The 12,475-nt window shown below is 28.0% G+C and carries 15 protein-coding genes; 6 read left to right on the forward strand and 9 right to left on the reverse strand.

What is annotated here, in order from left to right; translation table 11 throughout:
* Positions 1–118 precede the first annotated feature (118 nt).
* Positions 119–1,195 (forward strand): flagellar biosynthesis protein FlhB, encoded by a 1,077-nt coding sequence (flhB, locus tag L8U98_RS02885; protein WP_039628948.1) that lies wholly within the window; start codon positions 119–121, stop codon positions 1,193–1,195.
* On the opposite strand, the gene L8U98_RS02890 is transcribed toward flhB, so the two are convergent.
* On the reverse strand, positions 1,187–1,966 hold the full coding sequence (locus tag L8U98_RS02890; RefSeq protein WP_263737841.1) for a sulfite exporter TauE/SafE family protein: 780 nt from the start codon (positions 1,964–1,966) through the stop codon (positions 1,187–1,189). The genes flhB and L8U98_RS02890 overlap by 9 nt on opposite strands.
* 110 nt (positions 1,967–2,076) lie before the next feature.
* Between L8U98_RS02890 and L8U98_RS02895 the strand changes: the two genes are divergently transcribed.
* From L8U98_RS02895 to L8U98_RS02905, 3 genes are read left to right on the forward strand one after another with little or no spacing between them, the layout of a single operon-like run.
* Positions 2,077–3,213 carry an N-acetyl sugar amidotransferase gene (locus L8U98_RS02895; RefSeq protein WP_173787034.1) on the forward strand — a complete coding sequence of 379 codons (1,137 nt, stop codon included), beginning with the start codon at positions 2,077–2,079 and terminating at the stop codon, positions 3,211–3,213.
* Positions 3,210–3,821: an imidazole glycerol phosphate synthase subunit HisH gene (gene hisH, locus L8U98_RS02900; RefSeq protein ID WP_263737842.1), complete on the forward strand. Its 612-nt coding sequence runs from the start codon at positions 3,210–3,212 to the stop codon at positions 3,819–3,821. The genes L8U98_RS02895 and hisH overlap by 4 nt, the downstream gene beginning before the upstream one ends.
* Before the next feature lies 1 nt (position 3,822).
* Positions 3,823–4,560, forward strand: coding sequence for a HisA/HisF-related TIM barrel protein (locus L8U98_RS02905; RefSeq protein WP_263737843.1), 738 nt, complete (start codon positions 3,823–3,825; stop codon positions 4,558–4,560).
* Here the strand turns inward: L8U98_RS02905 and pseH are convergent.
* From pseH to pseF, 8 genes are all read right to left on the reverse strand, one after another.
* Complete coding sequence (gene pseH, locus L8U98_RS02910; RefSeq protein WP_173787031.1) at positions 4,528–4,992, reverse strand: UDP-4-amino-4,6-dideoxy-N-acetyl-beta-L-altrosamine N-acetyltransferase; 465 nt, start codon at positions 4,990–4,992, stop codon at positions 4,528–4,530. The two genes, L8U98_RS02905 and pseH, sit on opposite strands and share 33 nt — an antisense overlap.
* Positions 4,989–5,657: a PIG-L deacetylase family protein gene (locus tag L8U98_RS02915; protein WP_263663381.1), complete on the reverse strand. Its 669-nt coding sequence runs from the start codon at positions 5,655–5,657 to the stop codon at positions 4,989–4,991. The genes pseH and L8U98_RS02915 overlap by 4 nt, the downstream gene beginning before the upstream one ends.
* Entirely contained in the window at positions 5,647–6,333 is a 687-nt protein-coding gene (locus L8U98_RS02920) for a methionyl-tRNA formyltransferase (protein ID WP_263737844.1), read from the reverse strand. The genes L8U98_RS02915 and L8U98_RS02920 overlap by 11 nt, the downstream gene beginning before the upstream one ends.
* Positions 6,330–7,154 carry a UDP-2,4-diacetamido-2,4,6-trideoxy-beta-L-altropyranose hydrolase gene (gene pseG, locus L8U98_RS02925; protein ID WP_263737845.1) on the reverse strand — a complete coding sequence of 275 codons (825 nt, stop codon included), beginning with the start codon at positions 7,152–7,154 and terminating at the stop codon, positions 6,330–6,332. Before pseG ends, L8U98_RS02920 begins: the two co-directional genes overlap by 4 nt.
* Complete coding sequence (locus L8U98_RS02930) at positions 7,138–7,863, reverse strand: WbqC family protein (protein WP_263724887.1); 726 nt, start codon at positions 7,861–7,863, stop codon at positions 7,138–7,140. The genes pseG and L8U98_RS02930 overlap by 17 nt, the downstream gene beginning before the upstream one ends.
* Positions 7,860–8,534 carry a class I SAM-dependent methyltransferase gene (locus tag L8U98_RS02935; protein WP_263663385.1) on the reverse strand — a complete coding sequence of 225 codons (675 nt, stop codon included), beginning with the start codon at positions 8,532–8,534 and terminating at the stop codon, positions 7,860–7,862. The genes L8U98_RS02930 and L8U98_RS02935 overlap by 4 nt, the downstream gene beginning before the upstream one ends.
* Before the next feature lie 109 nt (positions 8,535–8,643).
* Positions 8,644–9,222, reverse strand: coding sequence for a class I SAM-dependent methyltransferase (locus L8U98_RS02940; RefSeq protein ID WP_263737846.1), 579 nt, complete (start codon positions 9,220–9,222; stop codon positions 8,644–8,646).
* On the reverse strand, positions 9,213–9,914 hold the full coding sequence (gene pseF, locus L8U98_RS02945; protein WP_263737847.1) for a pseudaminic acid cytidylyltransferase: 702 nt from the start codon (positions 9,912–9,914) through the stop codon (positions 9,213–9,215). Before pseF ends, L8U98_RS02940 begins: the two co-directional genes overlap by 10 nt.
* Positions 9,915–9,976: 62 nt before the next feature.
* Between pseF and L8U98_RS02950 the strand changes: the two genes are divergently transcribed.
* Together L8U98_RS02950 and L8U98_RS02955 are read left to right on the forward strand one after the other, a co-directional pair.
* Positions 9,977–11,191: a DUF2920 family protein gene (locus L8U98_RS02950; protein ID WP_263737848.1), complete on the forward strand. Its 1,215-nt coding sequence runs from the start codon at positions 9,977–9,979 to the stop codon at positions 11,189–11,191.
* A gap of 34 nt (positions 11,192–11,225) precedes the next feature.
* Positions 11,226–12,464: a DUF2920 family protein gene (locus tag L8U98_RS02955; RefSeq protein ID WP_263724892.1), complete on the forward strand. Its 1,239-nt coding sequence runs from the start codon at positions 11,226–11,228 to the stop codon at positions 12,462–12,464.
* Positions 12,465–12,475 lie beyond the last annotated feature (11 nt).

The raw sequence follows: 12,475 nt of genomic DNA on the forward strand, positions 1-12,475 counted from the left end.
TAGAGGATGCTAGAAAGAAAAAGTTTTAGTGGCTGGGATAAGCTAAATCCAAGTAGTCAAATTTGTTGATACTTGGATTAAATGCTATAATTTTGCTTTAAAAATTTAAAGGTTTTTTATGGCTGCTGATGATCAAGAAAAAACAGAAGAACCCACATCCAAGAAAATAGAAGATGCTCGTAAAGAGGGCAATGTCCCAAAAAGCCAAGATGCATCTGCTGTAGCTGTGCTTGTTATAGCTGTGGTTGTGGTGTTGTTTATGTTGCCTTTTATAGGTGAGAGAATTAGCGGTTTGTATAGGTTTTATCAAAGCTTTATAGGTATAGAACTTGATTTAAAAATCTTGCAAAAAATTATTATAAAAACCATGATAGAAATGTTTATTATGGTTTTACCTATTACTTTAACGATTATGGTTGCAGGCGTGCTTGGAAATTTAATGCAATTTGGTTTTATTTTTACCACCAAACCTATTACTCCAAATTTTAACAAAATTAACCCTATTAATGGTCTTAAAAATCTTTTTTCTTTGAAAAAAATCATTGAAGCTTTAAAAATTACTCTTAAAGTTGGAGTGGTTTTTGGAATAGCTTTTATTTTTTTATTACAATTTATGAAAGAACTTCCTAGAGTAGAGCTTTATACGATTTATCCACAACTTTTATGGCTTAGGGATAAGGCTATTATACTTGCGGCTATTGTGATTATAGCTTTTTTGATTATAGGACTTTTAGATGTGCTTTTGGTAAGGTATCAGTACTTTAAAAATTTACGCATGAGCAAACAAGAAATCAAAGATGAATACAAACAAAGCGAAGGAGATCCTTTGGTAAAAGGAAGAATTCGTCGTTTGCAAATGGAAGCAGCAAGACGCAGAATGGTACAAGATGTTGCTAGTGCTGATGTTGTGATTACTAACCCTACTCACTATGCGGTTGCTTTGCGTTATGATAGCTCTAAAGAAGCTGCGCCAAAAGTTTTAGCTAAAGGAGTGGACTTTTTAGCTTTGCGTATAAAAGATATGGCATATGAATACAATGTGATGATTTATGAAAATCCTCCTTTAGCAAGAGAACTTTATAAAGCATGTGAGGTAAATGATCTTATCCCACCAGAGCTTTTTAAAGCAGTGGCAGAAGTTTTAAGCTTTGTCTATACTTCCAATAGACAAAAATTTGCTGATAGATTAAAATAAATTTAGCTTTTTAATCAAGCTTATAATAGTCATAGTTATAGAAAGAGTGTAAATGCCTAAAAGTGCTATGCGGTGAGATTTAAGGTTGATTTTTTCCATGATTTTAATACCAAGATAAACCCCTAGCATAGAACTAAGTCCTACTAAGCTTCCATTTTGCAAGACTTCTTTATCAATAATGTCATTATATATAAAGGAACTAATCCCTGAAATGGAAGCAAAAATCACAAAAAATAAGCTAAGCGGCACTACTTTTTTAGTATCATAGCCTAAAAAATAAGCTAAAATAGGGGTGATTAAAAGCCCACCGCCAATCCCTAAAGATATGGCAAAAATTCCTGTAAATACACCACAAATTAACAAAATAGAATTTTTTAAGATGTTAGAGTGATTGATATTTCCAATAGTGCTTTTTTGATTAAAAGCAAATTTTAAAAAGAATACAATACTCACGCATAGAAAAATACTTGTTAAGGTTATATCTGAAAAATATGAGAGCAAAATCCCACTAAACATCGCACCTAAAAAGCCTCCAAAGCCTATGATGAGTCCATCTTTTAAGATTAAATTTTTCTTTTTATAGTTTAAATAGGAGCCAAAAATAGAAGCAAAAATCATTTGTACAACAGAAATTGCAACAGCATGGTGAGAGCTAAGCCCTAAAGTAAGCATGAAAGGAACGATAATCATACCACCGCCTATGCCAAAAACTCCTGAAGCCATACCCGAAAAAATCCCTATAATCATATAAGGAAGTAAAGTTAAATCCATAATCTATAAACCTTTAAATAAAAAAATTGTAACAAAATAAAATTTATTTAGCTTTAGAAAATATAATCATAGTCGATTTATGATGATTATAAATATTTTTTGGAGTTAATATGAAATTTTGTAAAAAATGCGTTATGCCAGATACTAAGCCTGATTTGCATTTTAATGATGAGGGAATTTGTGATGCGTGTTGCTCGCAAGAAGCGAAAAATCATGAGATAAATTGGCAAGAGCGTGAAAAAGAATTTCTAGAACTTGTGAAAAAATATAAAAAACACCCCGTGTATGATTGTGTTATAGGAGTAAGTGGCGGTAAGGATTCTACTTTTCAAGTTTTAAAATGTCTTGAGCTTGGGCTTAATCCTTTGTGTGTTTGTTTTGAACCAAGTATCCCTACTAAAATAGGTAAAAAGAATTTAAAAAATTTAAACAATCTTGGTGTTGATTTGATCCATATAAAAAGAAATCCTTTGGTATATAAAAAATTATCCCGTGAAGCTTTTGTAAGAACGGGCGATAATGAATGGCAAAACCATTTGGGAATTTTTACTTGTGTTCCAAAAGTAGCTGTTGCTTTTGACATTCCTTTGATTATTTGGGGGGAAAGTCCGCAGATTGAATATGGTGGACCAGCTAGTTCTAAAGAAAAAAACACTTTAGGTAGAGAGTGGCTTGAAGAATTTGGCGGACTTTTGGGTAATAGAATTTCTGATATGATTGGAGTTGATGGTATTAGAGAGAAGGATTTATATTTTTATACTTATCCAAGTGATGAAGAGCTTCAAAGAGTAGGAGTTACAGGGTTATTTTTGGGATATTATTTTAAATGGGATTATAAGTATAATTTAAAATTAGCCCAAGAAAATGGTTTTAAAACTAGTACAAAACCAGTTGAAACTACTTATGAGAATTTTGAAAATTTAGATTGTTATTCAAACCATGTGCATGATTATTTAAAATACTGCAAATATGGTTTTGGAAGAGCTACGGATAATGCGTGCTTGGATATAAGACTTGGCTATATTAGCCGTGAAGAGGGCGTGAGGCTTGTAAATAAATATGATGGAAAGCCACCTAAAAAGGCTATTAAGAAATATTTGGAATTTAGTGGTTTTAGTGAAAAAGAATTTGAAAAAATTGTAGATTCTTATACTAATAAAAAGATATTTAAACGCGATGAAAATGGTAAATTCTTAAGAGATAGTGATGGGTCGTTGATAAAAAAAGATGAGTTTATTTTGAAATGATTTGTATTGTTGATTATCATCTTGGAAATTTTAAATCTGTTTTAAAAGCTTTTGAAAAACTTAATCAAGAAGTGATTATAAGTTCTAAAAAAGAAGATATAAAAAATGCTTCTAGATTAGTTTTGCCAGGCGTTGGATCTTTTAAACAAGGTATGGAAAATTTAAAAAAACTTGCACTAGATGAGCTTTTAAAAGAATGTGTTTTAAAAGATAAAAAGCCTATTTTAGGAATTTGTCTTGGTATGCAACTTTTTTCCAGTAAGGGATATGAGGGCGGAGAGTGTGAAGGGCTTGATTTTATAAAAGCAAAGGTTTTGAAATTTGATTTAAGTAAAGAAAAATTATTGCACAGTGGTTGGGACGATTTGCAATTTAGTGATAAAAAAAGCAAGCTTTTTGATGGAATTTTAGAAAAAAGTGATTTTTATTTTGTGCATTCTTATTATGTAGAATGTTTAGAGAGGGTGGAAACTTCTTTTTGTGAGTATGAAAAACCTTTTTGTGCAAGTTTTGAAAAAGATAATATTTTTGCTGTGCAATTTCACCCTGAAAAAAGCCAAAATGTGGGTTTGAAACTTTTGGAAAATTTTGCAAATTTAAAGGTCTAATATGCTTAAAACAAGAATCATACCTTGCGTGTTATTAAAAGATCATCAGCTTGTAAAAAGTATCAATTTTTCTTCTTTTAGAACTATAGGACATGTGGTAAGCACAGCTAGGATATATAATGCTAGAAATGTTGATGAGCTTATAGTTTTGGATATTAATAAAAATAGCGTTATAGATTTTGAAAGCTTAGAAGATATAGCTAATGAGTGTTTTATGCCTTTAACCATTGGAGGTGGGATTAGAACTTTAGAAGATATTAGAAAATTGCTAGATATAGGTGCTGATAAAATTAGTATTAATTCTATGGCTTTGCAAAACCCAGGTTTTGTCAAAAATGTGGCAAATGCTTTTGGAAGTTCTTGTGTAGTATGCTCGATTGATGTTAAAAAAGACAAAAATAAATTTAAAGTTTTTAATAATGAAATTTTAGATATTGATCCGCTAGAACTTGCATTAAAATATGAATCTTTAGGAGCAGGGGAGATACTTTTAACAAGTGTTGATAAAGAAGGAAGTTCTTTGGGGTATGATTGGGAATTACTGGAATATTTTAAAGGTAAATTAAAAATCCCACTTATTATCAATGGAGGGCTTTCTAAGCCTCAAGATGGGGTAAAAGCTACACAACTTGGTGCGAATGCATTAGCAGGTGCTTTTATATTTCATTTTAGTCAATATACTCCAAATGATGTTAAAAATGAGCTTTTAAAAAATAATATCCCTGTGAGGATTGTTTAAATTTACAAAATAAAAATTATTATCTTCTTTAATAATTTTAAAACCATGTTTTAAATATAAATTTAAAGCTTTTGTGTTTTCTTTGAAAACACAAGCGTTTAAAGTTTGAACTTTTAAAATATTAAAAGCATAGTTTTTAACTTCTTGCATTAAAAGCTCGCCTATACCTTTTTTTATACCATAAAGCCCAAATTCACAGGATAAATTTATGATATTGTTAAAATATATTACTCCTAGCTTCTCGTTATTTTTTATCAATAAAAAATATTTTTTGTTTTTACTTTTGTTTAGTTCTTTTAAAAATATTAAGTGGTTTTTATAATTTATATTTTTTGTTTTCATAAATTTAGAGATATTTGGAGAATTTCTTATATAAAAAATTTCTTTTTTTTCTTCTTTTGTAAGATTAGTAAAATTTTTATAAAAAATCACTTTATAACCTTTACACTTTTAAACACTTCAGCATATTGAAGACCAACTCTCATTCCTTGGTATTGCGCATTGATTTTTATCCCCTCTAAGCTTCTTGGGTGAGGATAATTTCTTAGTTCTGATTGATAAAAAGACATAGCTTTTAGTTTCAAATCAAGTGTCGCGCTAATATCAAAAAATACATCAGGTTGAAAGCTTAATGGATAATTCCATTCTGTACTTGAAAGAATTTCAAAACTATAAATTTCTTTAACGCTTTCTTCTTGTAGAGATCTTGTAGCAGTAATTGTTGCTTTATATGTAATTTGATGATCTATATTAAGATCTTTTTCATAATGTGTAAAAATTATATTTGGTTTAATTTCATTTTTAACTTCTTCTATACTTTTGACTATTTCTAGCAATGGTATTTTGTCAAAAGCATTATCAGGAAAAAATTTTCTAAAAACTTTTTTAATACCTAAAAGATTATTTGCTTTAAATAACTCATCTTCTAAAATTTCTTGTTCATTTTTGCTATTTATATCTCTGCTTGTTTTGCCTTCTCCAAGTATTAAAGTATAAGCTTCATACCCCTGTTGAATGTATTTTGCTATAGTTCCAAAGCATCCTAAAACTTCATCATCTGGGTGAGCTGCTATAATTAAAATTTTGTTATTTTTCATAAAATATTACCTCTGCTTTTATTTTATTATTGTATTTTTTTGCATTTTGAAAAACCATTTTTATATTTTCAAATTCCAAAAAAGCTTTTGGATAATCAATAGCATCAAGCATGCGTATAAAATCATATATTTTTATCAAATTTGGGTTTTCAAGTGTATTGATATTACTTTGTTCTTTTGTTCTTCTTTTGAAAATTACTACTTTCCCTTTTTGTGTGCGAGGGTTGATTTTTGTATGTAAAATTCTTGGTATTAGTTTAAAGAATATGATTTTTGAGATTTTTTCATAAATTCGTTGTGCATTTGAAATTTTAAAACTAATATTGTGTTTTAAATATATTTCTCCACCATCTAATGTATCACAAGCTTTTAAAGCACAAATTTTGCTTTTATATACCCCTCTTATGATTAAATTTTGTAAAGGTGAGCCTCCTCTTCCAAATGGTAAATTTCCAAGGTGGAAAATAATACATTGATAGTTATTGTAAATTTCTTGAGGTATATAGAAAGACCAATGCGGGAAGAATATGTAATCTGGATTTATTTTTGTTATTTTTTCTAAAGTAAGATCGTCTTTTTTTGTTATGAGATAAAAAGTGTATGTTTTATATAATTCTTTTATTTTGTAGAAATTGTTGATATTATGTTGTCTAAGAGTAGCAATAATTATTTTCATATAAAATTCTCCACTTCATAGCCTTTTTTAGCAAGCCAAGTTGCAAGTTTTTCTTGATTTTTAGCATAAGCTATGGCTTTAAAATTTGCTTTTAAAATCAAAGCTTCATTGACTAATGAGCTTGCGCTAATGATGAGTTTTTTACTTTCATTCATTAATCTAGCAAGACTAGGATGGTCAATAAGAATTTGTATATTAGGGTTTTTTTGGCTTAATTTTTGAAGCAATTTTAGATGAGAATTTGCTTTTGTGGTAGCTATGATGATAGTTTTATTTTTATTTAGTTTATTTGCTATATCAAAGGAAATGTTTTTTGGATCACTTCCCCCTATACAGATAAAATAATCATAAATTTTCTCTCTTTTTATCTTGCTTTCTTGGTAAAACTCATCGCGTATTAGAGCATAGGAAAAGCCACATCTTAATTCACAATACTTTGGCACTAAATTTTCATAATCACTTTCTTTAGCATAAGCATTGACATTAAGTAAAATATCGCAAAAATGTTCTTTTATCTCATCATCAAAGCTAAGAATTTTAATTCCTGTTTCTAATTTAATGAGTTTTTCATCATCTGCAGTGATCTCATAATGATCAATGATTAAAAGATCAAAATTTTCCTTTTTGATGAGATTGATGAGTTCATATATACTAGCACTTGTTAGCTCATATACAGGATAAGGAATTTCATCTATTAAAGAGCCTTTTAGTGGTAAACAAGCAAAAGATACATCTTGGTATTGTTTAGCTAACAAAAGATCTCTTTTAATGTGTCCATGTCCTATAGCGCTAGAACTATCGCTTCTAAAAAGAACTCTCATTATTATACTCGTTTATTTTGACACATTCTTGAAATTTGATACAAGGCTCTTTTTCGTTAAATAAAAAATCTAAAATTCCCAAATAAGCTATAAAATTTACACCCAATTGAGTATAGGTTGGATGGATAAAATCAAAATATTCAATTTTTATATTTGCATTTTTAAAAATTTCTTTTGCCGCTTCTTTTTCAAGGTAGTTTTTTGAGCCTTCTGGAGAGAGGTAATGATCAGCTTTTAATGTTTGACAAATTTCAAGTAGTAATTTTTCTTTTTTTTCGTTTTTTAAATTTAAAGAAGAAGTTTGTAAAATAGGAGTTTTAATGTTTAAGTGTTCACAATATATTTTGATTAACTCCATGTTAAATTGTGCTAAATGTGTATGTTTAAATAAAGCTTTTTCTAAGATATTGTAGTATTTATTAAAATTAATACTTTTAGAGTAAGCATGATGAATAGTTTTTAAAAATTTAATTTTCCATTTATCATCTTTTTCAAATAATATATCTTGAAGTAATGTTTTTTGTGGTGCTTTTTGTAAGTTTAATCCTAGTAAAAAGGTTTTATCTTGTAATTTAATTTTATTTCTATTTTGCCACGATCTGCGTTCAAATTGCACATTATCTAAAAAGACAAAAGTATCAACACTTTGTATCATGTATATATAGCCAAGCCATGGGTTAAAGGTTGGCTGCATAATGGCTATTTTCACTTAATTTTTCCATAAATTACAATATCGCTATCATTAACTAATCTTTCATCTTCTCCCATGATATTGGTATTTTCATAAGTAAGTACTTTAAAATTATATAAATTTAAATATTCTTTTAAAATTTCTACAAGTTCGTATTCTTGGTAGAGAGTGTTTATGCATCCAAGCTCTCCTGTGGTGTTATCATTTGTGATTTTAAAACAATTATGAGCTATTTTTTCTCCATAGCCATACCTATAATCTTTTATGCTTCTTGTTCTTAAAAAAAACAAAGCATTTTCTTTATACATAGAATTTTCTTTTGAAATTTTTAATAATTTTAAAAAATCTTCTTTCAAAAGATAGTTAATCACATTGGGAATCATAAAAATATCTGCGTTAATATTTGGATTTTTTAAGGGAAATTCTAAGATATCATCATGAAAAAACTGATAGTTTTTGCATTGAATTACTTCTTTGAAATTGTAATTAGCATTGTTAATATTTTCTTGATTTAAATCAACTCCGATACATTCATAATCATAATTTGCAAATAAAGAAAGATTATTGCCATTAGAACAGGCAAATTCCAAAACTTTTTGGTTGCTTTTTTGATGTAGTCCTTGTTTAAAAAAGAATTTAATTACAGCTAAATCTGGAAATTTTAAACCTTTTAAATCTCTTAAGTACATTTTTACTCCTTAGTGATTTTACCATAGATGATTATATCGCTATCTTTGATATAAACTTTATTTTTTATATTGATATTTTCACTTGTGATAACTTCAAAATCATATAAATTTAAATTCTCTTTAAAATTTCTACAAGTTCATGTTCTTGATATGCCGTGCAAAGACAATTTTTCTCACCACTAAATTCATCATAGTTTAAAATAAAACTACCGTTTTTTAATTTTTCTCCAAGTCCGTAGCGATGATCTTTAACACTTCTTGCTCTTAAGAAAAAATGAGCATATCCTAATTTATTTGTTTGATATAGGTTGTTTTGTTTTGTATCTTGCAGTAAAATTTTAAATTCATCTTTTGTAATATAATTAATTACATTAGGTATTAACAATACATCTGCATTTATTTTTTGATGATTTTTAGCAAAATCAAGCATATTTTCATTAAAAAAACTTGCCTTTTGATAATGCATAATTTCTTTAAAATTATAAATAGCATTTTCATGATTTTGTTTACTAAGTTCTACGCCGATACATTCATAATCATAATTTGCAAATAAAGAAAGATTATTACCATTATGAGAGGCAAATTCTAAAACTTTTGCATTTTTCAAAGTGTCGAGCTTATTTTTAAAAAACCATCTTACAAGCTCCATATCAGGGTATTTAAAACCTTTGATTTTATTTATAAACATTTATTACCTTTGTGAAGCTGATATAGTATTTTAGCAAATTCTAAGTCTTCAAAGGTGTCAATATCGCAAATTTTATTCCTTGGAAGTAAAAAGGCTTTAGAATAAGGTTTAAACATAAAATCTTCTTCTAGCCATGCTTCTTTTTTGCCAAAGTAAAATGCGCCACCATCGTGATAAGCTTTAGTAAGATCTTGTGAGCGTTTGTTATAGTTTGATTCATCAAACATATAAACTTTGTTTTGTTCATCAAGGTAAAAACCTCTTTGTATAGGGTATTCAAATTCACAAGCTGAAAATAAAAATTTACATTCTTCTTGACTAAATTGCTCAAAAGCTTTTTGCAAGATAAACTCATCTATAAGTGGAGCAGTTGCGTATAAGCAACACACATTTTCATAGATTTTACCTTGTTTTTCTAGAGTGATGATAGCATCTTGGATTACAGCGGTTGAACTTGCATAATCATCACTTAGTTCTTTTTTACGCACAAAAGGAGCTTTGGCTCCATATTTTAAAGCTACTTCGATGATTTCTTCATCATCGCTTGAGATAATCACATCATCAAAAATACTCGAATTTAAAGCACTTTCTATGCTATAAGCAATCAAATGTTTTCCTAAAAAATCAATGATATTTTTTCTAGGAATACGTTTAGAACCACCACGCGCTGGGATAATACAAAGATTTTTCATAAACTCTCTTTAATTTTTATAAAAAATAAGTATAATTAAATTTTAATTTTAAAAGGCTTAACATGCTCATAAACCAAACCTATTTCATAGACTCTTGTGATGATGTAGAATTAAATATAAAAAGAGAAAGTAAATTAGAATATAGAATTACTTATGATGATAGCAAGCAAATGAAAGCTATTGTTTTTATTATAGGTGGGTATGGAGCTAATGAAAATGTATATTTTTTAGAAAGTTATAGAAAATTTATAGCTAAAAAATTTGATGTAGTAGCTGTAAATGTTTTTTATCATTGTTTTTGCCAAAGAGTTTCAGATGTAGAAAGATATAGTGCTACAAAAAGATTCGAAAGTGAAGACATTGAGATATTAAAACAAGTGTTACAAGATTTTTGTATACAAAATACTAATGTTTCTTGCGTAAATGCTCATATATATGGAGAATTATTGATAAAACAAATAGAAAAGTTAAAACAAGATGGTAATCTTAATAAAAGCTATAGAGTAAATTTATCTGCTGCATATATCCCACCTAACAATGAGTATAATAATTTTGCCATTATGCCTGCAATCGATCATATCAATGCCTTAAAAGATATAATGAAAAATTATCCTCAATTTAAATCTTTACCTAAAATTTACGGGGGGGGGGGGTCATACGGTGGTTTAGTGGCATTAATGTGCGCTAAAATAGCTCCTTGGTATGTAGATGGAGTGATAGATAATTCAGGTGCTGCATTACCTCCATTAAGATATATCATAGGAAGGGATTTAAAAAATTGTGATAGAATTTCTTATAGTGATCATTGTATAATAAATTTCTATCTTAAAACCCATTGGACACGCAAAAACCCAAACTCACCTTATTATTTTGCTGATGAAAATTATTTAATAAGAGCTTTACTTAATAAAGATCATTTGATTTTACAAGCTCAAAAGAATAAAAATATTATTTATACAAGTTATCATAGTGCCAAAGATGACTTAACTCCAGCTGATTATAAAATTTCTATGATAGAAATTTTAAAAGCCTTAAATTATGAAGTAGATTTTCACCTAATAGATGAAAAAGATATAGATGGTAAATTTATTAAAAATTTAACTCATGGGTGTGGAATTCCTGATAAGGCATTATTTAATAAAGAATTACCTATTATGCTTGAAAAATTAAAAGATAAAACATTTAGTATGAAAGAAGATAGTATATCTTATCCTTGTAAAAATAAAGTTTTTACCTTTAAAGACAAAAATGATGAATTTGTTTTAGATATTATTTGATAGAATATATCTAAAACTAGCAAAGACTTTTTAAATGTTAAAGAATGAAACTTATTTCATAGACTCTTGCGATGATGTAGAATTAAATATAAAAAGAGAAAGTAAATTAGAATTGAAATTAACTTATGATGATAGCAAAGAAATAGAGGCTATTGTTTGTATTATAAGTGGCATTGGTGGGGATATAAAAGATGATTTATATATAAGTGATTATTGTGCTAGAAATTATAATGTAGCAGTTTTAAATGTAAATTATCATTGCATAGGAAATCGTCCTCAAACTGGGGCTAAGATTTATCTTGATGATATTGATAGGCTTATATTTGACACAAGTATAAAGGCTATTGGTATAGAAATTCCTTATGATATATCAAAACTTAATTCTTTTGAAGAATTTCATCCTGCTATGGATTATCTTGATAAAGAAATTCAAAAAAATAAAAATAATTGGGAGATTGATAGGAATTATTATTTAGATTTAAGTGCAAGTTTACAGCCTACAAAGAATGAATATCAAAATTTTGGTATCATGCAAGCAACAGATATACTAAATGCTCTTTTATATATTAGAAAAAATTTCGCTTTTAAAGCTATGGGGGGGGGTATAAAGCATATTTTAGTTGGAGCATCTCATGGAGGATATTTGGCAAATTTATGTGCAAAATTAGCCCCTTGGCTTGTTGATGTTGTGGTGGATAATTCTTCCCATGTTAGCCTTACTGATTTATGGAGGGTTATAGGTTTTGGCAAAGAAGTTGATTTTACCGAGTATTATTCGGTTGCGACTTTTAATTTCTTTCAAAATATAAGATTATGCTGTTGTGATAAAACATTTTGGACTACAAATAAGCAATCACATTATTATTTTTCACTTGCTAGAAAACTAATTAGAGAAACATTAAATAAAGATCATCTAAATATACAAGCAAAATATCCAAATCCAAAATACATTGCTTATCATTCTAAATTTGATGAATGGGTGTCTTTAGAAGAAAAAGAAGAATACGTTGATACTTTAAAAAAACATGGATTTGATGTTGAATTTATAAAAGTTATAGATGAAAAACAAATAGATGGTAAGTTTATTAAAAATCTAACTCATGGTATGGGTATACCTATGAAACTACTTATAAAAAAGCATTTACCACAAATTCTACAAGAATCTTTAAAAGATAAAACTTATAAAAAAGAAATCTCATATAAATGTGATGATTTAATATATACCTTTAAAGAGAAAAATGAGCAGATTGTTTTAAGCGTGAAAAGGGTTTAAACAAATATTTG

Source organism: Campylobacter sp. RKI_CA19_01128 (genome assembly GCF_025771175.1).
In the GTDB taxonomy this organism is placed as follows: domain Bacteria; phylum Campylobacterota; class Campylobacteria; order Campylobacterales; family Campylobacteraceae; genus Campylobacter_D.